15 protein-coding genes are annotated in these 23,309 nt (G+C 65.8%); 12 read left to right on the plus strand and 3 right to left on the minus strand.

From position 1 onward, the window contains the following. Positions 1 to 29 precede the first annotated feature (29 nt). From EA795_RS05300 to EA795_RS05310, 3 genes are all read right to left on the minus strand, one after another. Positions 30 to 1,541 carry a CoA-acylating methylmalonate-semialdehyde dehydrogenase gene (locus EA795_RS05300; protein ID WP_122075962.1) on the minus strand — a complete coding sequence of 504 codons (1,512 nt, stop codon included), beginning with the start codon at positions 1,539 to 1,541 and terminating at the stop codon, positions 30 to 32. A 97-nt stretch (positions 1,542 to 1,638) separates the two neighbouring features. Beyond that, complete coding sequence (locus tag EA795_RS05305; protein WP_122075964.1) at positions 1,639 to 2,379, minus strand: sulfite exporter TauE/SafE family protein; 741 nt, start codon at positions 2,377 to 2,379, stop codon at positions 1,639 to 1,641. Positions 2,380 to 2,584: 205 nt separating this feature from the next. Next, positions 2,585 to 2,857: an HU family DNA-binding protein gene (locus tag EA795_RS05310; protein WP_014852853.1), complete on the minus strand. Its 273-nt coding sequence runs from the start codon at positions 2,855 to 2,857 to the stop codon at positions 2,585 to 2,587. A gap of 228 nt (positions 2,858 to 3,085) precedes the next feature. Between EA795_RS05310 and EA795_RS05315 the strand changes: the two genes are divergently transcribed. The 12 genes from EA795_RS05315 (at position 3,086) to EA795_RS05370 (ending at position 23,177) form a co-directional block, all read left to right on the plus strand. After that, the gene (locus EA795_RS05315) at positions 3,086 to 3,562 is read left to right on the plus strand and encodes a GreA/GreB family elongation factor (RefSeq protein WP_122075966.1); all 477 of its coding nucleotides are present in this window, start codon (positions 3,086 to 3,088) and stop codon (positions 3,560 to 3,562) included. Positions 3,563 to 3,625: 63 nt separating this feature from the next. Further along, the gene (lexA, locus tag EA795_RS05320; RefSeq protein ID WP_122075968.1) at positions 3,626 to 4,243 is read left to right on the plus strand and encodes a transcriptional repressor LexA; all 618 of its coding nucleotides are present in this window, start codon (positions 3,626 to 3,628) and stop codon (positions 4,241 to 4,243) included. After that, positions 4,243 to 4,863 carry a translesion DNA synthesis-associated protein ImuA gene (imuA, locus tag EA795_RS05325; protein ID WP_122075970.1) on the plus strand — a complete coding sequence of 207 codons (621 nt, stop codon included), beginning with the start codon at positions 4,243 to 4,245 and terminating at the stop codon, positions 4,861 to 4,863. The genes lexA and imuA overlap by 1 nt, the downstream gene beginning before the upstream one ends. Before the next feature lie 7 nt (positions 4,864 to 4,870). Next, positions 4,871 to 6,280, plus strand: coding sequence for a Y-family DNA polymerase (locus EA795_RS05330; RefSeq protein WP_122075972.1), 1,410 nt, complete (start codon positions 4,871 to 4,873; stop codon positions 6,278 to 6,280). Continuing rightward, a complete protein-coding gene (locus tag EA795_RS05335) occupies positions 6,277 to 9,366 on the plus strand; it encodes an error-prone DNA polymerase (protein WP_122075974.1) in 3,090 nt (1,029 codons plus the stop codon). The genes EA795_RS05330 and EA795_RS05335 overlap by 4 nt, the downstream gene beginning before the upstream one ends. 216 nt (positions 9,367 to 9,582) lie before the next feature. Then, on the plus strand, positions 9,583 to 10,755 hold the full coding sequence (locus tag EA795_RS05340; protein ID WP_205891471.1) for an isochorismate synthase: 1,173 nt from the start codon (positions 9,583 to 9,585) through the stop codon (positions 10,753 to 10,755). Further along, the gene (locus tag EA795_RS05345; RefSeq protein ID WP_122075976.1) at positions 10,752 to 12,377 is read left to right on the plus strand and encodes a (2,3-dihydroxybenzoyl)adenylate synthase; all 1,626 of its coding nucleotides are present in this window, start codon (positions 10,752 to 10,754) and stop codon (positions 12,375 to 12,377) included. Before EA795_RS05340 ends, EA795_RS05345 begins: the two co-directional genes overlap by 4 nt. A gap of 11 nt (positions 12,378 to 12,388) precedes the next feature. Beyond that, entirely contained in the window at positions 12,389 to 13,258 is an 870-nt protein-coding gene (locus EA795_RS05350) for an isochorismatase family protein (protein WP_122075977.1), read from the plus strand. Then, positions 13,255 to 16,350: a non-ribosomal peptide synthetase gene (locus EA795_RS05355; protein ID WP_122075979.1), complete on the plus strand. Its 3,096-nt coding sequence runs from the start codon at positions 13,255 to 13,257 to the stop codon at positions 16,348 to 16,350. Before EA795_RS05350 ends, EA795_RS05355 begins: the two co-directional genes overlap by 4 nt. Before the next feature lie 10 nt (positions 16,351 to 16,360). Further along, the gene (gene dhbA / locus EA795_RS05360; protein ID WP_122075981.1) at positions 16,361 to 17,119 is read left to right on the plus strand and encodes a 2,3-dihydro-2,3-dihydroxybenzoate dehydrogenase; all 759 of its coding nucleotides are present in this window, start codon (positions 16,361 to 16,363) and stop codon (positions 17,117 to 17,119) included. Between the two features lie 65 nt (positions 17,120 to 17,184). Continuing rightward, positions 17,185 to 21,744, plus strand: a complete 4,560-nt coding sequence (locus tag EA795_RS05365) for a non-ribosomal peptide synthetase (protein WP_122075983.1) — start codon at positions 17,185 to 17,187, stop codon at positions 21,742 to 21,744. Beyond that, positions 21,741 to 23,177: an amino acid adenylation domain-containing protein gene (locus EA795_RS05370; protein WP_122075985.1), complete on the plus strand. Its 1,437-nt coding sequence runs from the start codon at positions 21,741 to 21,743 to the stop codon at positions 23,175 to 23,177. The genes EA795_RS05365 and EA795_RS05370 overlap by 4 nt, the downstream gene beginning before the upstream one ends. The last annotated feature ends 132 nt before the right edge of the window (positions 23,178 to 23,309 follow it).

Below are 23,309 nucleotides of genomic sequence, written 5' to 3' on the forward strand. Positions count from 1 at the left end.
TTCCTTATTCTTGTAAGCGCTGGGATCTGCTACTTGAGGTTGATGGTGGTATTGACCGGTCCGCCGACCTCATTTTCATCGAACCAGCGCTGGATGACGGTCTTGGTCTGCGTATAGAACTGCACCACCTGCTTGCCGTACGGGCCCAGGTCGCCGAGCTTCGAGCCGCGCGAGCCGGTGAAGGAGAACATGGGCACCGGCACCGGAATCGGCACGTTGATGCCCACCTGGCCGACGTCGATCTCTTCCTGGAAATGCCGCGCCGCGGCGCCTGAGCGGGTGAAGAGGGCGGTGCCGTTGCCGTTGGGGTTGGCGTTGATCAGCGCGATGGCCTCGTCGAGGCTGTCGACCTGCATCACGCAGAGCACCGGGCCGAAGATTTCCTCGCGGTAGATGCTCATCTCGGCGGTGACGCCAGAGAAGATCGTCGGCGCAATGAAGTTGCCTTTTTCGTAACCCGCGACCTGCGGCTTGCGGCCATCCAATGCCAGCTCGGCGCCTTCGGCGACGCCGCGTTCGATCAGCGAGTGAATCCGCTCCAGCGCCGAGCAGGAAACCACCGGACCCAGGTCGGTCGCGTCCTCGACACCGGCGTTGACCTTGAGGGTTTTCGCCTTGGCCACCAGGTCCGGCAGCCAGCTTTGCGCTTCGCCCACCAGGATCAGCACCGACAGTGCCATGCAGCGCTGGCCCGCCGCGCCGAAGGCTGCACCGACCAGGTTGTTGAGCGTTTGCTCCTTGTGTGCGTCGGGCAGGATGATGCCGTGATTCTTCGCGCCCATCATGCATTGCACGCGCTTGCCGGCCTGGCTGGCGCGGTTGTAGACGTGGGTGCCGACCCGGGTCGAGCCAACGAAGGACACCGCCTTGATATCCGGGTGATCGCAGATCATGTTCACCGCATCGGCGCCGCCGTGGATGACGTTGAGCACGCCCGGCGGCACGCCGGCTTCCATCGCCAGCTCGGCCAGGCGCATGGTGACCATGGGGTCCTGTTCGGAGGGCTTGAGCACGAAGGTATTCCCGGTGGCGATGGCCATCGGGAACATCCACAGCGGAATCATCGCCGGGAAGTTGAACGGGGTGATGCCGGCGCAGACGCCCAGTGGTTGCAGCAGCGTATAGGTGTCGACGCCTGTGGCGACGTTGTTGGCCAGTTCGCCCAGCTGCAGGTTGCCGATGCCGGCGGCATGCTCGACGACCTCCAGCCCGCGAAACACATCGCCTTCGGCATCCGGCAGGGTCTTGCCCTGTTCGGCGGTGAGGATCGCCGCCAGCTCCTTCATGTGCTCGCGGATCAGCTGCTGGTACTTGAGGAAGATCCGTGAACGCACGCCGATGGGGGTCTTGCGCCAGGTCTTGAAGGCCTCCTTGGCACTGGCGACCGCGGCGTTCATTTCCGCCTCGGTCGCGAAGGGCACACGGGCCAGTATTTCCTGGGTCGCGGGGTTGACGATGTCGCGCCACTCACGGGTGGTCGACTCGACCAGTTCACCGCCGATCAGGAGTTTGACCGTGGGCAGGGTATTGGGCTGGGACATGGGGAGAGTTCCTGGTGATCAGCTCCCCTGAGCCTAGAAGGCAATATTGTCGATATCAAACACAGACGGGTCTGCGCCGCGGGCAAAGCGGGGGGCGTCACAGGGAAGCAGCCAGGGCCGTGCTCAGGCTCGTCAACAGCAGCCATCCCGATAATCCTGCAAGCAAGGCACCGACGATGACCCGCAGCGAACCGGGTTGCCAGCGATGATGCAAGTACTGCCCGGCGAAGTTGCCGAGCAATGCCGGTAGCAACAAGCCGACCGCCAGCTGTAGATGCTCCGTCCCCAGGGCATCGAATAGCCACAGCCCGAGTAATGCGCAGGCGCTGCTGGCCGCGAAGAACAGAATTGCGGTGGCACGTAGCTGGGTCACATCCAGGCCACTGCGCAAGAGATAGAGCATCAGCGGAGGGCCGCCAGCCGATGCCATGCTCATGGCAAGGCCCGAGGCCAGTCCCGCCGGAAATGCCAGGTGGCGGCTCTGGTCGACGGTTTTCTGCGCGGCAACCGGCCTTGCGAGTATCAGCCCGCTTCCGACCAGACAGACGGCCGCCACCGCAGGCGTCATCCAGAGCGCGGGCAGGATGGTCAGCTGCAGCGTGCCGATCGGCACCGCCAGCAACATGCCGGCAATCAGACGATAACCAATGGGCTGGTGAAAACCTCGACAGGCACCGATCCAGAGCCCTGCGCTACAGACCAGGTCCAGCAGCAACGCAACCGGCACGGCGACCGAGGGCGGCACGGTGGCCATCAGCCCCAATGCGAGAATCATGGAAAACCCGAAGCCGCTGAAGCCGCGAACGAGTCCAGCCGTAAAAGCCAGTAGCCAAAGCATCTGGTTGTTCCGAACCTATCAAGGTTAATCGTGTAGGTCGCGCTCGGACATCATGACCGAAACGCTGATGCAGCAGTCAGGAAGCAGGCCCTGTAGATGAACCGGCGAGCGGCCTGGAGGCGATGGAGGGTGTCGACACGCAAGAGCCAGGCGCTGCGCCCATGGAGAGCTATGGCGCAGCGGCCGGGTATCTGTGACGCAGGTGTTAGTTCACTGCATCCTTCAGCGTTTTGCCTGGCTTGAAGCCCGGCAGTTTTGCCGCGGAGATCTTGATGGTTGCACCGGTCTGCGGGTTGCGACCGTCACGGGCGGCGCGCTCTTTCACTGCAAAGGTACCGAAGCCGACCAGCGTCACGCTGTCGCCGTTCTGCAAGCTGTTGGTGACGCTTGCGGTGAAGGCATCGAGCACGCGGGTAGCGGTGCTTTTGGTTACATCGGCAGAGGTTGCAATCGCTTCAATCAACTCGGCTTTGTTCACGGGAATCGCTCCGGGTGGGGATAGGGGGGTCAGTATAAGCAGCGTCTTGCTTCGCCGCCTGCGACAAATGCCCTCTTTTTCGAATCCTGTCAAAGCCGCAGGCGAGACAGCCGGGCCAGCTGTTCAGCTCTGGACAGCCCCCAAGGGGGCCAGTTCATCGCAACGGGTGGTCTGTTGAATGTTTCAGGCAGAATGCTTTGCGCGCCCTACAAGAGTTCCCAGTACCCCATGGACAAGACCCATATCCAGACGCTGATCGTCGACAGGCTGCAGGCCGACCTCGTCATCGCCCGGGACGCCCTCAAGGCTTCCCATGAAGCAGCGACCCACGCCGAGAGCAAGGCCGAGAACAAGTACGACACGCGCGGCCTGGAAGCCGCCTACCTGGCCGACGGCCAGCGCCGCCGCGTGCACGAGATCGAAACGGCACTGGTGGCTTACCGCAACCTGCCGGTGCGACCGCAGGAAGGGGAGCCCATCCGGGTAGGAGCCCTGGTTGCACTCGATCAGGAGGGCATGGCTCGCCGAATTTTCCTGGGCCCCGATGCGGCCGGGCTGCGCATAGTCGATGAAGGCCAGGAAGTGCTGGTCATCACCCCGCGCTCGCCACTGGGCCAGGCGCTGCTGGGACGTTGCGAGGGCGATGAAGTGGAGTTGCTGGTCGATGGCCGCCGGCAGCTGTGCGAGGTGATGGCGGTCTGGTAAGCCGTTTCAGACAACGATATTCCGATCGACAGCGCTAGCCAGAGCCTGGCCAAAGGAGTACAAATGTACTCCATGAACGAACTCACTCCTCGCCGTAGCGCGATCCTCGATTTCATCCGCGAACGCATCGTCACGCAGGGCCAGCCACCGAGCCTTGCCGAGATTGCCGAGGCCTTCGGCTTCGCCTCCCGCAGCGTGGCGCGCAAGCACATCGTGGCGCTTACCGAAGCCGGGCTGATCGAAGTGGTTCCCAACCAGGCCCGCGGCATTCGCCTGGTGGAGCACTCGCCACGCCCGGAAATGTTGGAGATTCCCGTACTCGGACGGGTCGCCGCCGGCACGCCGATTGGCCCCGACGCCGACCTGCACGGGCATTTGCTGCTGGATCGCTCGACCTTCTCCCGAGTGCCGGATTACCTGCTGCGCGTGCGCGGCGACTCGATGACCGAAGACGGCATCCTCGATGGCGATCTGGTCGGCGTGCATCGCGGCGCCGAAGCGCGCAACGGACAGATCGTCGTCGCGCGTCTGGACGGAGAGGTCACCATCAAGCGTTTCGAACGCACGGCCGGATCGATCCGGTTGCTGCCGCGTAATCCCGCCTACGCGCCCATCGTGGTCAGCCCCGATCAGGAACTGGCCATCGAAGGCGTGTTCTGTGGCCTGGTCAGGCGTGAGTGATGGGCGCCGTCGTTGCCCTCGATTCGCTGCTGGATCAACGCCGTCTCTGGAAAGGCCAGCCACAGGCGCGGCCTTCCGGCAACCAGAGCACTGGCCACGCCGCGCTGGATGCGGCGCTGCCGATCGGTGGCTGGCCGGAGTCGGCGCTGATCGAAATCCTGCTGCCGGCCGAGGGCCTGGGTGAGCTGCAGTTGCTCTGGCCGACCCTGGCGCGCCTGACCGGCAAGGGCGAGCGCATCGCGCTGGTGGCGCCGCCGCATGTGCCTTATCCGCAGGCCTGGCAGGCGGCCGGCGTGGATTTGCGCTGGCTGTCGATAATCGAAGCGAGCGGCAAGGATGCGCTGTGGGCGGCCGAGCAGTGTTTGCGCTCCGGCTGCTGCGCGGCGGTCCTGTGCTGGCCGCTGCAGGCCGATGATCGTGCCTTGCGCCGTCTGCAGGTGGCGGCGGAAACCGGGCAGACCCTGGCATTCGCCTACCGCCCGCTGAAAGAGGCGATGAATCCTTCACCGGCCGCCTTGCGCATCGCCCTGGAGGCCCAGCCTGCGCCGCAGTTGCGGGTGCTCAAATGCCGGGGTGGCCTGGCCCAGCCCGCGCCGATTCCCTTCGCTGCGTGGCATTGAGGTCGACATGCGCTGGGCCTGTGTATTGCTGCCGCAACTGGCGCTCGATGGCGTCCTCCGCCGTCGTCCCGATCCCGACACGCCACTGGCACTGATTACCGGCACGCCCCAGCGGCGCATCCTGCAAACGGTCAACTCGCCGGCGCGCGCCCTGGGTCTGCGACCCGGGCTGTCGCTGACGGCCGCCAAGGCCCTGGTGTGCGACTTCGCCACGGCCGAATACGACCCAGCGGAGATCGACCGCTGGCATCGTTTCCTGGCGGCCTGGGCCTATCGCTTCAGCTCCCATGTGAGCCTGGATTACCCCCGTGTACTGATGATGGAGATCGAGTCCAGCCTCGGCCTGTTCGGACCCTGGCCGAGGTTCGAGGCACGCTTGCGCGAGGAACTGACGGCCCTGGGTTTTCGCCACCGCATCGTCGCAGCGCCCAACCCGGCAGCGGCGCGGGTGCTGGCCAATGCCTACGACGGGCTATGTATCGCGGATGACGAAACCCTGCCCCAGGCGCTCGGACAACTGCCCATCGACCGCGTCGGGCTCGATCGCGAGGTGGCGACCGCCTTGTCGCGGATGGGGCTGCGCAGGCTGCATCAGGTGCTGGCCTTGCCGCGCGAAACCCTGGCGCGGCGCTTCCCGGCCGAGGTCCTGCGTCATCTGGATACCTTGACCGGCAGGCGGGCGCTGGCCTTGGATTGCTACCGCCCGCCGGACCGTTTCGATGTGCGTCTGGAACTGAATTTCGACGTGGGATCGACGCAGGCGCTGCTGTTTCCGCTGCGCCGGCTGACGGCCGATCTGGCGGCATTCCTGGCCGGGCGCGACAGCGGCGTGCAGCGTTTCGACCTGCTGCTCGAGCATGCGCAGGGGGAGGACAGCCGCGTACCGGTGGGCCTGCTCAGCGCCGAGCGCGAAGCGGCGATGCTCTTCGAACTGGCGCGCGGGCGGCTGGAACATTTGCAGGTACCGGCACCGGTGCGGGCGCTGCGGCTGGTGGCCCGGGACCTGCCGAGCTTCGTGCCGCAGCATCGCGAACTGTTCGAGGAGCGCCCGCAACAGACGCTGCCCTGGGAGCAACTGCGCGAACGTCTGCGGGCGCGCCTGGGCGACGAAGCCGTGCATGGCCTGTGCGCCAGAGCCGATCACCGACCGGAACACGCCTGGCTCTGCGAGGGCCGGGGCGAAGCGTTGCCCACCGGCTCGCCGCGCCCGGGGTGGCTGCTGCGTGAGCCCCGGCCGCTACCTGATGCCGCGGTGAGGATGCTGGGTGGCCCCGAGCGCATCGAGTCCGGCTGGTGGGACGGCGACGATGTGCGCCGCGACTACTACCGGATCGAAACCCGTTCCGGCCAGCAGGGCTGGGCCTATCGTGACGTGGCCGAGCACGGTCCCTTGCTGCTGCAGGGCTGGTTCGCATGAGTGGGGAATACGCCGAGCTGCACTGCCTGTCGAACTTCAGTTTCCAGCGCGGAGCCTCCAGCGCCAAGGAGCTGTTCGAGCGCGCCCGGGCTCATGGCTATCGCAAACTGGCCATCACCGATGAATGCACCCTGGCCGGCATCGTCCGCGCCTGGCAGGCGGCGAAGGAGAGCGAGCTGCCGCTGATCGTCGGCAGCGAGATGCGTATTCATGACGGCCCAAAGGTCGTGCTGCTGGTGGAGAATCTCGAGGGCTATCAGCGGCTCTGCAAGCTGATTACTCAGGCCCGGCGCCGGGCGAAGAAAGGCGAGTACCGGTTGTTGCGCGAGGATTTCACCGCTCCAATGACCGGTCTGCTTGCGCTCTGGGTGGCGGACGAAGCGGCCGAGCGGAGCCGGGAGCGCGAGGAGGGCGGCTGGCTGCGCGAGTGCTTCGCGCAACGACTGTGGCTGGCCGTCGAAATGCATCGCGGGCCGAACGATGCGCAGCGTCTGGAATACCTGCAGAAGTTGGCCCGAGAACTGGGCATTCCCGCCGTGGCGGCCGGCGATGCGCATATGCATGCCCGGGGCCGGCGCGCCCTGCAGGACACCCTCACCGCCGTACGCCATCACGTCACCGTGGCCGAGGCCGGATTCCGTCTGTTTCCCAACGGCGAACGACATCTGCGGCCATACGAGCAGCTGCGCGAACTCTATCCGCCCGAATTGCTGGACGAGACATTGCGCATTGCCGAGCGCTGTACCTTCGATCTCGGCCAACTGAGCTATCAGTACCCTCACGAGCTGGTACCTGCCGGGCAGACGCCGACCAGCTGGTTGCGAGTGCTGACCGAGAAGGGCGCGCGCTGGCGCTGGCCGGATGGCACGCCCGAGAAGGCGCGCGAACTTATCGAGACGGAATTGAAGCTCATTGCCGAGCTCAAGTACGAAAGCTACTTCCTCACCGTCCACGACATCGTGCGTTTCGCCCGGGACCAATCGATCCTTTGCCAGGGGCGGGGCTCAGCGGCCAATTCAGTAGTCTGTTTTGCGTTGGGCGTCACTGAGCTGGATCCAGTCAAGAACAACATGCTGTTTGCGCGTTTCCTGTCCAAGGAGCGCAACGAGCCGCCGGATATCGATGTGGATTTCGAACACGACCGGCGCGAAGAGGTGCTGCAGTACGTCTTCCGCCGCTATGGCCGTGGCCGCGCGGCGCTGACGGCGGTCGCCAGTACCTATCACGGTGCCGGAGCGATACGCGACGTGGCCCGGGCGCTGGGGTTGCCGGCGGACCAGATCAATGCTTTGGCTGACTGTTGCAGCCGGCGTGGCGAACGGCTGCCGACGCCGGAGCGCCTGCGCGAGAGCGGCTTCGATCCGGACAATGCGCTGCTGCGCCGGGTGCTGATACTGGCGGGCGAGCTGCTCGGTTTCCCGCGGCATCTGTCGCAGCATCCCGGCGGTTTCGTGATTTCCGAGCACCCGCTGGATACCCTGGTGCCGGTGGAAAATGCCGCCATGGCCGATCGCACCGTCATCCAGTGGGACAAGGACGACCTGGACCTGGTGGGCCTGCTCAAGGTGGATATCCTCGCCCTGGGCATGCTCAGCGCGCTGCGTCGCTGCTTCGACCTGGTCAGTCGCTACCGTCAGCAAAAGCCCTGGACCATCGCCAGCATTCCCGCCGAGGACGAGGCGACCTACGCGATGATCAGCCGCGCCGACACCATTGGCGTGTTCCAGATCGAATCCCGGGCGCAGATGGCCATGCTGCCGCGGCTCAAGCCCGAAACCTTCTACGATCTGGTGATCGAAGTGGCCATCGTTCGCCCCGGGCCGATCCAGGGCGACATGGTGCATCCCTATCTGCGGCGGCGGAACGGCGAAGAGCCCGTCGATTATCCATCGGAGGAACTGGAACCAGTTTTCAAGCGCACCCTGGGCGTGCCGCTGTTCCAGGAGCAGGTGATGGAGCTGGCCGTTGTCGCGGCGGAGTACACCCCGGGCGAGGCCGACCAGTTGCGCCGCTCCATGGCGGCCTGGAAGCGCCACGGCGGGCTCGAGCCTCACCGGCAACGCCTGACCGAACGCATGCTTGAGCGGGGCTACACGCCCGAATTCACTGCACGCATCTTCGAGCAGATCAAGGGCTTCGGCAGCTACGGTTTCCCCGAATCCCACGCGGCCAGTTTCGCCTTGCTGACCTATGCCAGCTGCTGGCTGAAATGCCACGAGCCGGCGGCGTTCGCCTGTTCGCTGATCAACAGCTGGCCCATGGGTTTCTACAGCCCCGACCAGATTCTTCAGGACGCCCGCCGCCATGGCATCGAGACGCGGCCGGTGGATGTGAACCACAGCGACTGGGATTGCACGCTGGAGCCGAATGGCGGCGAGCAGCCGGCAATTCGCATGGGGCTGCGGATGATCCGCGGCTTTCGCCAGGAGGCGGCCGAAAGCATCGAACGTGCGCGTTGCCAGCAGCCTTTCGACGATGTCGCCGATCTGTGCCTGCGTGCCGGGCTCGATCAGCGCGCACGTGCGCAACTGGCCGATGCCGGCGCCTTGCACGGCCTGGCCGGTGATCGTCATCGTGCGCGCTGGGCGGTCGCAGGTGTCGAAGGGCAGTTGCCGTTGTTTGCCGGGCAGACCACGCGCGAGCTTCCCGTATCGCTGCCCCGGCCCACGGTAGGCGAGGATCTGCATACCGACTACGACACCCTCGGCACCACTCTGGGGCCACATCCGCTGAAACTGCTGCGTGCTCAGCTACGCGGCAAGCGCTGCCGCAGTTCGCGGGAGCTGCGGGGCATCGAGCATGGCCGCAACGTCAGCGTGGCCGGGCTGGTGGTCGGCAGGCAGAAACCCGGCACGGCCAGCGGTGTGATCTTCCTTACCCTGGAAGACGAATTCGGCATGGTCAATGTGGTGGTCTGGAAGGATCTGGGCGAGCGGCAACGCCGTGTGCTGGTCGACTCTCAACTGCTGCGAATCGACGGACGGCTGGAAATGCAGCATGACGTGGTCCACCTGATCGCCGGTCGCCTGACCGATTACACCCCTCTGCTTGCGGGGTTGGATGTGCGTAGTCGAGATTTCCGCTAATAAACATATCCTTATAAATCAATAGATTGTTAGATATATCTAAGCAATCACAACAAGATTGTTCGCTTTGATATGCACAACGGGCGAGGGCTGCTGACCGTCAGAAAAACAACCCCAGCCATCGATTCAGAAATAATTTGACGCATTCAGGACGCGCCGCTATCGTTCCGCAGCAAATGATAATCAATCCCATTATTATTTGTTATGGAGGTGAGAGTGAACGCACTGACCAGCGTCGTCTGCGACGGGCCTGAGGTGGGCTATCAATTCCCACCGTCGTATCGCTTCTATTCCCCGGCTGGGGGCATCGAGGCCAGTGGCTGCTTCATGGCGATCACCACGCCGGCCGAAGCGTCCGGCCCGAATCTGGAGCGCGACGTTCTACAGGCCTTTTCCAAGGCGCAGGCTGTGGGGCTGGCCAACCCCGTCCTGGTAGGGGTGATTCCTTTCGACAAGCGGCAAGCCTCCAGCCTGTTCATTCCCCGTCATGTTTCCCATCTTTCCCCGACCTCGCCACCCACCGCAATCTGCGGCTTTGCCTGTGGCCAGGCTCGCCAATGCGTCGAGCAGCCCGACCAAGTCGGTTTCCAGCAGGCGGTCATGCGCGCACTGGACGAACTGCGCAGCGGCCGGCTGGACAAGGCGGTGCTGTCCCGATTGCTGCAACTGGAGTTCGATGAGCCACCTTGTGCGGCGACGATCTTCCAGGGGCTGCGCCAGCAGAATCCCGAGGCCTATCACTTCCTGGCGGATCTGCCCGATGGCGGCGTGCTGATCGGCGCCAGCCCGGAACTGCTGCTGCGCAAGACGGGGCAGCACCTGGAAACCAACCCACTGGCCGGCTCGGCCAAGCGCCACAAGGACTCCAAGGCCGATGTCCAGGCAGCCAACGGCCTGCTGGATTCGAGCAAGGACCAACATGAGCACCGCCTGGTCATCCAGGACATCGAACGCCAGTTGCGACCGCTGTGCCGCACCTTGAACATCCCGAGCGCCCCCTCGCTGATGAGCACGAGCCGACTCTGGCATCTCTCGACCCGGATCAGCGGCGAACTCGCTTCCCCCGTGTCAGCGCTGAAGCTGGCCTGCCAGTTGCACCCGACACCGGCGCTCTGCGGCTTCCCGACGGCGGAGGCGAGGCGGCTGATCGCGGAGCTGGAACCCTTCGATCGTGGCGTCTTCGGCGGCATCGTCGGTTGGTGCGATGCGGCGGGCAATGGCGAATGGGCGGTGGTGATTCGCTGCGGCGTCATTCATCAACGCCAGGTGCGCCTGTTTGCCGGAGCGGGGCTGGTTTCGGCGTCCTGCCCGGAATCCGAATGGCGGGAGACGGGCACCAAGCTCGGCACCATGCTCAGCGCGTTCGGTCTCGAACGGGAGGCGGTATGAGCCTGACGCCCTTCAGTCGGTGGCCCGAGGCCTTCACCGAACGCTACCGCGAAGCCGGTTACTGGCTCGGCAAACCGCTGAACCACATGCTCGAAGAGCAGGCCAGGTCGCAGCCGGACGCCATTGCCGTGGTATGCGGCAGCCGGCAACTCAGCTATGCCGAGCTGGATGCGGCCTCGAGCCATTTCGCCCAGTGGCTGGCCAATCACGGCCTGGGGCAGGGTGACCGGGCGCTGGTGCAACTGGGTAACCAGGCCGAGCTGTACATCGTGTTCTTCGCACTGCTGAAAGCGGGAATCGTGCCGGTCAATGCGTTGTTCAGCCACAACCGGATCGAGCTGAGGGCCTATGCCGCGCAGGTCCGCCCACGGCTCCTGATCGCCAGCCGCGTGCATGCATTGTTTGCGGGCGATGCCTTCCTCGAAGAGCTGATCGAGCTGGTTCCCGAGCTCGATACGCTGCTGCTGCACGACGACGATCATCCTGGCCAACGCCTGGCCAACTGGTTCACCCCTGCGCCTGCGACCTGTGCGTTCGCGCCGACGCCTGCGGACGAGGTGGCCTTCTTCCAGTTGTCTGGTGGCAGCACCGGCACACCGAAGCTGATCCCGCGCACCCATGACGACTACTACTACAGCGTGCGCCGCAGCGTGGAACTCTGCGGTTTCGACCGCCAGACCCGCTACCTTTGCGCACTGCCGGCTGCGCACAACTTTCCGCTCAGCTCACCCGGCGCGCTGGGGGTGTTCGTCGCGGGCGGCCAGGTCGTTCTGGCGCCCGATCCCGGGCCGGCCAGCTGTTTTCCGCTGATCGCGCGGCATCGGGTCAATGTCACGGCGCTGGTGCCGTCGGCGCTGTCGATGTGGCTGCAGGCCGCCCCGGATCATCCGGATGAGCTGGCTTCGCTACGGCTGTTGCAGGTCGGTGGGGCCAGGTTGCCGGAAGCCGTCGCCCGACGCGTGCCGCAGGCGCTTGGCTGTCGCCTGCAGCAGGTGTTCGGCATGGCCGAGGGGTTGGTCAATTACACGCGCCTGGACGATGACGACGAACACACCTATCTGACCCAGGGCCTGCCCATGAGCCCCGATGACGAGGTGCGGGTGGTCGATCGCCAGGGCAATCTGCTGCCCGCCGGGCAGGTCGGTGCCCTCATGACGCGCGGACCCTACACCATTCGCGGCTACTTCCAGAGCCCGGAATACAACGCGCACGCCTTCGATGCAGAAGGCTTCTACCGCTCCGGTGATCTGGTCCGGCAGCGCGAGGACGGCTACCTGGAAGTGGTCGGCCGGATCAAGGACCAGATCAACCGCGGTGGTGAAAAGATCGCCGCCGAGGAAGTGGAGAACCTGCTGATGGCACACCCGGACGTCACCCAGGCGGCGCTGGTGTCGATGCCGGATGCCGCGATGGGCGAGAAAAGCTGCGCCTTCATCGTCAGCCGCGATCCGGCCCTGCGCGGCATCGCCCTGCGCAAGTTCCTGCGCAGCCTCGGCCTGGCCGACTACAAACTGCCGGATCGCTTCGAGCGCCTCGATGCACTGCCCATGACCGCTGTCGGCAAGGTGGACAAGAACCGCCTGCGCCATCACATCGCCGAGCAATTGACCGTTACCGAATAAGGACCTGCTACATGGCTATTCCCACACTGTTGCCCTACAGCCTTCCGAGCGAATGGTCTGCCGACAAAGTCCAGTGGTCGGTGGACCCCGCGCGCGCGGTATTGCTGATCCATGACATGCAGGCGTATTTCTGCGATTTCTGGGGCGAGGACAGCCCCTTCGTCGCCGCGCTCATCCAGCGCCTGGCCCGGGTTCGCGAATGCTGTCGCGCGCTGGGCATCCCGGTGGTCTATACCGCGCAACCGGGCGAGCAGAGCGCCGCCGAGCGGGCGCTGCTCACCGATGTCTGGGGCCCCGGTATCACCCAGCACCCGCAGCGTCAGGCAATCGTGCCCGGGCTGACGCCCGCCGCGGACGACACGCTGCTGGTGAAGTGGCGCTACAGCGCTTTCCAGCGCTCGCCGCTGGAACACATGATGCGCGAGCTGGGCCGCGACCAACTGATCATCGGTGGCATCTATGGCCATATCGGCTGCCTGATGACCGCCTGCGATGCCTTCATGCGCGACATCCAGCCCTTCCTTCTGGCAGACGGCATCGCCGACTTCAGCCAGGCCGAGCATCGGATGGCGCTCGACTACGTCGCGACCCGTTGCGGACGGGTGATCACCTGCAATGAGCTGCTGAGCCTGCGTCCGGCACCGGCCTCCCTGACCCACGAATCGCTGCAGGCCCGCCTGCTGACGATGCTCGATGAGATGGACGAGCCCTTCGATCCCGACGAGAACCTGCTCGATTACGGCCTGGACTCCATCCAGATCATGACCCTGCTCAGCGAATGGCGGGAGCAGGGGCTGGAGCTCAGCTTCACCGACCTTGCGAAAACACCGACGCTGAACGGCTGGTGGGCGCTCATTGGCGAACACGGAGGTGCCCGATGAAGCCGCTCGGTATCGCCCAGCAGGGGCTCTGGGCCGGCTACCTGCTCAACGAAGACCGAGCCATGTTCAACACCGCCGAATGCATCGCCTTCGCCGGCAAGGTACGCAGCGCCGAACTGATCGGCGCGGTGCAGCGAGCGGTGGCCGAATGCGAGGCGTTGTCGGGGGTGTTCGTCACCGACCAGGAGGCGGTGTTCTTCGCCAGCTGCAACCTGCCGCTGGAAGTTCGGCAGATGCGTATCCCCGAAGGGGTCGAGACCGAAACCTGGGTCCGCGACTGGGCCATGAGCGATATCCGGCTGCCGATGGATCTCGAGCAGCAGCTGCCGTGCCGTTTCGCGCTGCTGCAGGGCTCGGAACAGGATTTCCTTTACAGCTGCGTGCATCACATCGCCCTGGACGGCTACGGCACCAACCTGCTGTACCAGCGCATCGCCGAACTCTACAGCGCCGCGGTAACCGGGCAGGTCGCCGCGACGTGTGGCTTCGGCCGATACGATGCGGTACTGGCGGAAGAACAGGAACGGGAGGCCAAGGGGGCTACCGCGGCGGCTCGCACCTACTGGCTGGAACAGTTCGCGCGGATGCCCGAGCCGGTGAGCTTCAGCGAACGCCACGCGCCGATATCCGCCCGTTTCATCCGCCACAGCGCGGCATTTCCCGCACCCTTGTGGAAGGCGCTGAACAGTGTCGCCGAAGGTAATGGCGTCGGCTGGCCCGACCTGCTGCTCGCTGGCCTGAGCGCCCAGCTGCGGCAGGTCACCGGCAGCCGTGCGCAGACGCTCGGGCTGATGGTGATGAACCGCATCGGTTCGGCATCCTTCAACGTGCCCTGCATGCAGATGAACATCGCGCCGTTGTGCCTGGACCTGCCCGACGACACCGACCTGGTTGACTGCGCCACGGCCATCGGCAAGTTGCGTCGCCGCAGCCGCAAGCATCAGCACTACCGTTACGAGTCTCTGCGTCGCGACCTGGGGCGCGTCGGTGGCGAGCAGCGTTTATTTGGCCCGCTGGTCAACATCATGCCGTTCGATCGCCCGCTGGCCTATGGCGATTGTCCGGCGCGCATGCTGAATCTCAGCGCCGGCCCCTTGGAAGATCTGACGCTGGAAGTGCAGATCGGCGCCGATGGCATGCCGACCCTGGATTACGACGCCAACCCCGACTGCTACAGCCTGGAACAGATCCGCAGCCTGCAGCAGGAGCTGTTCGCGCTGCTCGAGTGCTGGCTGGCCGAGCCCCGGCAACCGCGCGCGGTGCTGCTCGATGAACTCTACGCCGTCCGGCGCGCCTGGCAACGCCTCTCGGCGCCCGCCAGCGAGAGCGGCGGGGCGGCCCTCAACGTGCTCGCGGCCATCCGGCAGCAGGCGCAGGCGCGCCCCGAGCGCGTCGCACTGGTGCAGGAGGCAACCTCGCTGAGCTACGGCGAGCTCCAGGAACGCGCCGAACGGATTGCCGCAGCGTTGCTGGAAAAGGGCTTACGGCCCGGCGCCCGGGTCGGCGTCATGCTGAGCCGCTCGCCACAGGCGATCCTGGCCCAGCTTGGGGTGTTGCTGGCGGGCGCGGTGTACGTGCCGCTCGATCCGCAGCAGCCGGCCGATCGCCAGAGGCTGATCTGCCAGAGCGCGCAGCTGGCGCTGGTGATCACCGAAGCCGCGTACCGGCATCAGCTCGCCAGCGTGCATGCCGGGCCGGTCGAACTGATCGGCCAACTGGCCTCGGAAAACCGCCGCTATCGGCCACGGGACGGCGAAGAGGCCGCCTACCTGATGTTCACCTCCGGCTCCACGGGCACACCGAAGGCGGTGGAGATCGGCCAGGGCGCGCTGGCTCACTTCACCCAGGCGGCCCGGCAGCGCTATGGCGTAGGGCCGGCCGATCGGGTGTTGCAGTTCGCACCGTTCAACTTCGACGCCAGCATCGAGGAGGTCTTCGTCAGCCTGACGGCCGGGGCCACGCTGGTGCTGCGCACCGACGCGATGCTGCAATCCATCGACGCCTTCGTCGAGGGTCTTGAGCAGCAGGCCATCACCGTGGCCGACCTGCCCACCGCGTTCTGGAACGAGTGGGTGGTGGCTTTGCGCAGCGACCGGACGCGCATCCCCGAGACGCTGAAGACTCTGATCATCGGCGGCGAGGCGGTCTATCCCGAGCAGTTGGCCGCCTGGCAGCGCATGGCGCGGCCGGACGTGCGGCTGATCAATACCTACGGGCCGACGGAAACCACGGTGGTGGCAACCAGTTGCGACCTGCAACGTGTCGATCCGGATCGCGCGCAGCTGCCGATCGGCCGGCCGCTGGCGGGCATCGAGGCACTGGTGCTCGACCGTGGCGATCGTCCGGCACAGGAAGGCGAACTGGTGCTCTGTGGTCCACAGCTGGCCAACGGTTACCTGAACAGCGAATCGGCGGCCTTCGCCAGCCTGCGCGTCGGCGGCGAATCGGTGCGAATCTACCGCACCGGTGACCGCGTGCGCCTGGAGGATGGCCAGCTCATCTATCTCGGCCGGCTGGATAACGAGTTCAAGATCAGCGGCTACCGCATCCAGCCGGGAGAGGTGGAGGCGCGCCTGCTCGCGCTCGCTGGTGTCGACGAGGCCTGCGTGCTGGGGCTGGAACTCGGCGGCGGACTGCGCCGGCTGGTGGCGTTCATCGCCGGCCCCCGCGATGACGTGCGCGGCATCAAGCGTGAGCTGGCCGAGGTGCTGCCCGCCGCGATGATTCCCACCGACTATCGCCATTACTCCAGCCTGCCGCGCACCGGCAGCAACAAGCTCGACCGCAAACGGCTGCAGCAGGAGTATCTGCAAGGCACCTCCGAACAGGCATTGGACGATGAGACGCAACGGCGTGTGCGCGCCATCTGGCAGCAGATCCTCGGCGTCGGCGCGATCGATCCGCAGGACAACTTCTTCGAGCTGGGCGGTCAGTCCTTGCAGACCATCCAGATCGTCAACCGGCTGGGGGCCGAGTTCGGCACGGCAGTGAAGGTTTCCGATGTGTTCGATCACCCGCGGCTGGCGGATTTCTGCAGCTTCCTCGACAGCCGTCTGCGGCAGCGGGAAGAGCAGGTTGAAATGGTTTGGTGAGGGCGGAAAGATGAACCATCAGATGGATTTCAGCGGTCGCAACATCTGGGTGACCGGGGCGGGGCAGGGTATCGGGCGCGCCGTGGCCGAAGGTTTCGCCCGGCTTGGCGGCGAGGTAACGGGCTTCGACCGTGCGTTCCCCGAACGCGATTACGGCTTCACGCCCTATGTGCTCGACGTCGGCGATGCTCAGGCGGTGCAGCAGGCCTGCCAGGAGCTGCTGGCGGAGGAGGGTGCGCTGGACGTTTTCGCCAGCGTGGCCGGCATCCTGCGCCTGGCGCCGATCGAGGAACTGACGCTGGCGGATTGGGACGATTCGCTACAGGTCAACGTCTCCGGGCCGTTCTACCTGCTGCGCGAGCTGTTGCCGCGCTTCAAGCGTCTTGGTCGCGGTGCCGTGGTGGCGGTGAGCAGCAACGCGACCCACGTGCCGCGGATGCAGATGGCCGCCTACAGCGCCTCCAAGGCGGCGCTGTCCTGCCTGATCCGCACTGCCGGGCTGGAGCTGGCGAACCACGGTGTGCGCTGCAACCTGGTCTCGCCCGGTTCGACCGACACCGCGATGCAACGCGGCATGTGGCACAGCGAGGATGCCCGCGAACGCACCATTGCCGGTTTTCCCGAGCAGTACAAGCTGGGCATACCGCTACGCAAGATCGCCACGCCCGAGGAAATCGCCAGCACGGTGCTGTTCCTCGCCTCGGACCTGGCCAGCCATATCACCCTGCAGGACATCGTCGTCGATGGCGGCGCCACGCTCACGGCCTGAGGGCCGGTTTTCAGGCGCCAGGCCCGACGCGCAGCAGACTTTGAACAGGTTCTGAGAGGTAACGGATGCACACCAACATCATCGGCCTGCTGAAGCAACTGGCCCAGCAGGGGGTGCAGCTTGCGCTCAACGATCAGGGGCAACTCGTCTCGCAGTCGAGCAAGGAGGCGCTGACCCCGGCCCTTGGCCAGCAGATTCGCGAGCATCGCAATGCCATCGTCCGCTGCCTGCAGGCACAACGGGCCTTCGCCGCACCCATCCAGGCCTGCCGCACGTCGGTCGGGCCGCTGTCCTCGTCGCAGAGCGGCCTGTGGTTCATCGAGCAGTACGAGGAGCGTTCGCACCTGTACAACATGCCGGTGTTCTTCCGCCTCACTGGCGAGCTGGACGTGGCGGCGCTGGAGTTCGCCTTCGACGCCCTGGTGCAGCGCCACGCCAGCCTGCGCACGCGCTTCGTGCGCAACGCGCAGGGCAGTGGCGAGCAGCAGATTCTTCCGCACCACGGCTTTGCCCTGCAGCACGAGGACCTCAGCCAGCTGGAACCGCAGGCGCGTGAACAGCAGGTGGCGCGCCGGGTGCGCGAGGAAATCGAGCGGCCCTTCGACCTCACCAGCGGCGAGCTGACCCGGGTGAACCTGCTCAGGCTCGGCGAGCGCGAGTACGTGCTGCTGTTCATCCAGCACCACATCATTTCGGACGGTTGGTCGGTGAAGAACATGTTCGCCGATCTCAAGACGGCCTTTCTCGCCTACCAGAACCGCCAGCCGCTGACCTGGGGCGTGCCGCCGCTGACTTACATCGACTATGCGCACTGGTTCAATTCGCCGCTGTTTCGCGACTATCACGACGAGTTCAAGCCGTTCTGGGTCGAGCGGCTGTCCGGCATTCCGGACGTGCACAGCCTGCCGCTCGACAGGCCGCGCCCGGCGCAGCAGGCCAGCGGCGGCGCACTGGTGTTCTCGACGATCGACAATGCGCTGTGGAGTCGCTTCAAGCAGCTCTGCCAGCAGCACAGCACCTCACCCTTCATCGGCCTGCACGCGCTCTTCGCGCTGTTGCTGGCGCGGCACAGCGGCGAGCGCGACATCGTCGTCGGCACACCGCTGGCCTACCGCGAGCGCGCGGATATCGAGTCGCTGCTGGGGTTCTTCGTCAACACCCTGGTGCTGCGCACCCGAATCCCCGAGCGGCAGGCGTTCAGCGACTATCTGCGGCAATGCCGACAGGACGACCTCGCGGCGTTCGACCATCAGCTGTATCGCTTCGAGGCACTGACCGAGGCGCTGGGCATGGATCGCCATACGGCGATCAATCCGATCTTCCAGATCATGTTGGTGTATCAGGCGCGGGTGGATTTCAACGACCTGATCCCCGGCTGCGCGGCGGTGGAAGAAACCTCGCCGGTGCTGCCGGCCAAGACCGATATCTCGGTGAAGGTCACCGAGCTGATGGATTCGGTGCGGGTCGACTGGCTCTACGCCACCGCGCTGTTCGAGCGCAGCAGCGTCGAGGGTTACGCCAGCCGTCTGTTGAGCCTGCTGCAAGCGGTGGTGGACGATCCGCAGCAGGATATCTGGCAATTGCCGATGCTCGACCAGCCGCTGCTGGCGGACACGGCCAAACGCCTCGCGGCGCTGCCCCGGGCTTACCCCGAGGGGGTGACGGCGCTGTCGCTGTTCGCGGACGGGGTGCGGCTGCATCCGCAACAGAACGCATTGATGCAAGGCGAGAGCACCATCGGCTATGCCGAGCTGGATGCCCGCGCCAACCGCGTGGCCAATTGGCTGCAGGCTCAGGGCTGCGCAGCCGGCGAACTGATCGGGATACTGGCGCGCCGGGAAAACAGCTTCGTGATCGCCGTGCTGGCCTGCTGGAAACTGGGCGCCGCCTATGTGCCGCTGGACCCCAACTACCCCCCGGAGCGACTGGCACACATCATGCGCGACGCCAAACTGCGGTTGATCGTCGGCGAGGGTGCGGCACCCTTCGATCTCGGCGCGGAGCAGCAGTGGATTGATCTCGCCAGCGCCGGGGTGCAGGCCCAGCTGGATGCCCAGTCGCCGGATGCGCCGGCTCTGCGACATGACCCGCAACACCTCGCCCAGGTCATCTACACCTCCGGTTCGACCGGGCTGCCGAAGGGCGTGATGATCGAGCACGGCGCACTGGCCAACCTGCTGCGCGACCATGGGCGGCGCCTGGATATGGCACCAGGCGATTGCATGCTGAACTGCATGTCGCTGTCGTTCGACGCCGGCAACATGTGCGCACTGGTGCCGCTCACGCATGGTGCCTGCCTGCGTTGGGCGGAACCGGGGGAAGGCTTGCTGGACGAGATCGAGCGCACCCGGGCCACCCAGATGATTTTCCCCACGGCCTTGCTGGCGACCCTGCCGGCGCGATCGCTGCCTGCGATGAAGGCGATCGGCTTCGGTGGCGAAGCCTGTCCTGCGTCCATCCCCGAGCGCTGGGCCAGCCAGTTCCGGCTGATCAACATGTACGGTCCCACCGAGGCGACCGTCACGGCACTGACCAAGACCCTCGCGGCTGACGATCGGCTGACCATCGGCTCGCCCATCGATGGCATGCAGGCGCTGGTGCTGGACCCGCATGGCAGCCTGTGCCCGGTCGGCGTTCCCGGTGAGCTGTGCCTGGCCGGCCTCGGGCTCGCACGGGGCTATCTGAACCAGCTGGAACGTACCGCCGAAGTCTTCCGGGAACACGAAGTGGCCGGCGTGCGCTTGCGGCTTTATCACACCGGTGATCGCGCCCGGCTGCTGGCCAATGGCGAATACGAATACCTGGGCCGCCTCGACGAGCAGATCAAGCTGCGCGGCTACCGCATCGAGCCCGGCGAGATCGAAGCTCAGCTGGGCCTCGGTTGCCCGGCGCTGCAACAGATCAAGGTAGTGGTCGCCCGCGAAGGGCAACGTCAGGCGCTGGTGGCCTATGCCTCGGTTCGAGCGGGGCAGACGGCGCCCGAACCCGACGTCATCCTGCAGGACGTGGCCCGGCGTCTGCCCGAATACATGGTCCCGCTGAAGCTGGTGCTGCTGGAGCGACTGCCGCTGACGGCCAACGGCAAACTGGACCTGCCGCGCCTGCCGTCGGTGGAGTTGATGGCGAGCGACACCCTGGTGCCGCCTGGCGATGAGCGGGAAGCGCGGGTCCTGGAAATCTGGCAGGGCGTGCTGCAGCAACCGCTGGGCGTGGAAAGCGATTTCTTCCAGTCCGGTGGCGACTCCATTCTCAGCATCCAACTGGCCACACGCCTGCGTGACGCGGGCTTTGCCTGCAGCGTGCGAGAGGTTTTCGAAGCCAGGACGGTGCGGCGGCTGTGCCGCGTGCTGGCCGCGCCGCGAGAAATGCCGAAGGTCAGGGGCGAGCAAGGGTTGCTGAGTGGGGACTTCCCGCTGCAACCGATCCAGCGCTGGTTCTTCGAGCAGCCTTTCGCCAGCCCGCAGCACTGGAACCAGGGGGTGATCCTGCGCTTGCCACCCGGCATTGGCTGGGCCCAGCTGATGGATCACCTGCGTCAGCTGATGCGCCATCACGATGCATTGCGCCTGGCGGTGACGGCTGACGGCCAGACTTATCGAGAATTTCTGTCGCTCACCGAGCCGGCCCGGCTGGATGCCATGACGCTGGGCCCCCAGGGCCTGCAACAAGCCCTGACCAACCTGCAGGCACATCTTCAGCCAGAGTGCGCGCGGACCTTGGCATGGGCGCTGATCGAGGGGCTGCCGAACGGTGAAAGGGGGCTGTTCATGGCATTCCATCACTTGGTGATCGATGCGGTGTCCTGGCGCATTCTGGTCGAGGATCTGCAGCGGCTCGGCCGTGGCGAGGCATTGCCAGCCAAGACCAGCAGCTATCGCCAGTGGGGAGAGGGCCTGGCCCGATACGCTCGCCAGGCACAGACGCAACTGCCTTACTGGCAGAGCCAGACGGCGGGCATGGACTACCGGATCGCCAGCGAATGGTCCGCCGCACAGCCCGAGCAGCAGCTGCTGGAGCTGGACGAGGCCTTGACACGTCAGCTGGCACAGCGCGCCACACGCTACTTCGAGGCGGACATGCGCGAGCTTCTGCTCGCCTCCCTGACCCGCGCGCTGGTCGAACTCGGCTTGGGCGACCGACACTGGATCATGCTCGAAGGCCATGGTCGCGAGCCGATCGAGCCGACGCTGGACGTCAGCCGGACGGCGGGCTGGTTCACCAGCATGTTTCCGGTGCGGGTCGACAACCTCAGGGCCTGGCCCGACCTGGTGCGGCATGCGGCTGGCCAATTGCGTCAGGTGCCGGACAAGGGCGTCGGCTACCTGCCGCTACGCTGCGATCCGGCACACCGCGAAAGCCTGCCGTTGCCGCCGGTGGCGCTGAACTACCTGGGCGTCTATCAGAGCGGAACCGGCGACTGGCAGACCTTGCCACTGGCGCCGGGCAATCCGAGCGCCGCGGACAACGGCTCCGCCGAGCTGATCAGCCTGCACGGTGGAATCTTCGACGGGCGACTGACGCTGCGCCAGATCGGCAGCCTGCGCGCCGACCTTGGTGAGCGCCTGCTGGCCTCCCTGCGGGCCAACCTGAGCGCTCTCGCCGCGCTGGCAGGAGGTGAACGATGAGCGAATTCAACCGGCATCTGGCCGATGTCTTCATACGCCATGCGGAGCAGCCGGCGCTGAGCTGTCTCGGTGCCAGTTTCAGCTATGCCGAACTGCGGGCACGGGTCGGCGCCATCGTATTGCAGCTGCGGCGGCAGGGACTGGTCGCGGGTGACCGGGTCGGCCTGCACATGGGGCGCGGCCCGGACCTGATCGCCACCTTGCTGGCGTGCCTACACGAAGGGCTCTGTTTCGTTCCGCTGGAGCCGGACTTCCCGCTGGAGCGCCTGCAAGGCATCGACGGGGATGCGCAGCTGCGGCTGGTGATCCAGGACGAACAGGTCGCCACGGCGCTGAGCCCTTCCTTCTGCCTGCAACCGGGGCTCGCCGAGATGCCCCGGACGGCATCCGTGGACGATCGCCTGCCGGCCTACATGATGTTCACCTCGGGCTCCACCGGAAAACCCAAGGGCGTGGTCATCGGGCGCGCGGCACTGGTCAATTTCCTCGATGCCGCCAGCCACCGGATCGGGCTCGATTCGACGACCCGCTGGCTGTTCACCACGACCCCGGCCTTCGATATCTCCCTGCTGGAAATGCTCGGCCCGTTGTGGGTCGGTGGCTCGCTGGAGGTGGTCTGCGCACCGACCCACAAGGACCCGGTGGCGCTGTTGCAGCTGCTGGAGAATCGTCCCGAGATCAATACGCTGCAGGCGACGCCGGCGTTCTGGCGAATGCTGCTCAAGGCGGGCTGGAGCGGCCGGGCGAACCTGACGGCCCTCTGCGGCGGCGAAGCCCTGGACGCGACCCTGGCGGCGCGACTGTGTGGCTGCGTCGGTCAGCTGTGGAACTGCTACGGGCCGACCGAGGCGACCATCTGGTCAATGATGGGCACTGTCCAGGTGACGTCCGGCGAACCCTGCGTGCGACTTGCGCAAACCCTCGAGGGCTATCGCCACTGGGTGCTGGACGAGCAAGGCGTGGAAACGGAGGAGGGCGAGCTGTGCATCGAAGGCCGCTCCCTGGCGGACGGCTACTGGCAGCGCGACGACCTGACCGAACAGGCCTTCGTGTCATGGCAGGGCCGGCGTCTCTACCGCACGGGCGACCGGGTTCGCCGTGTGGCCGAGGATGCTTTCCAGTACCTCGGTCGCCGCGACGATCAGGTCAAACTGCGCGGCTTTCGCATCGAACTGGGCGAGATCGAAGCCGCGCTACGCAGCATCGATGGCGTTCAGGATGCCGCCGTGCGGCTGCTCGGAGAGGGGGAGGAGGCGAGCCTCGTTGGCTACGTAGAGCTGCGCGAGGATGGCCCCGGTCGGATGCAGATCCGCCGCATGCTGCAACGCAACCTGCCGCACTACATGATTCCGGGGCGGATCGTGAGGCTGACGACGCTGCCCAAGACGGCCAGCGGCAAGATCGATCGCAAACGACTGCCGGAGCCGGTCTGAGGAGAACACAGACTTCGTCGCGGCGAATGCAGTGCAGGCCCGAGCCTGTTCGAGAAGCTCGAAGCTTCGCGCCGAGGGCGGCGCTCACAAAAAAGCTAATTGATCGTTCCCATGCGTGGGAACGATCAGTCG

The sequence above is a fragment of the Stutzerimonas nitrititolerans genome (assembly GCF_003696285.1).
Classification (GTDB): Bacteria; Pseudomonadota; Gammaproteobacteria; order Pseudomonadales; family Pseudomonadaceae; genus Stutzerimonas; species Stutzerimonas nitrititolerans.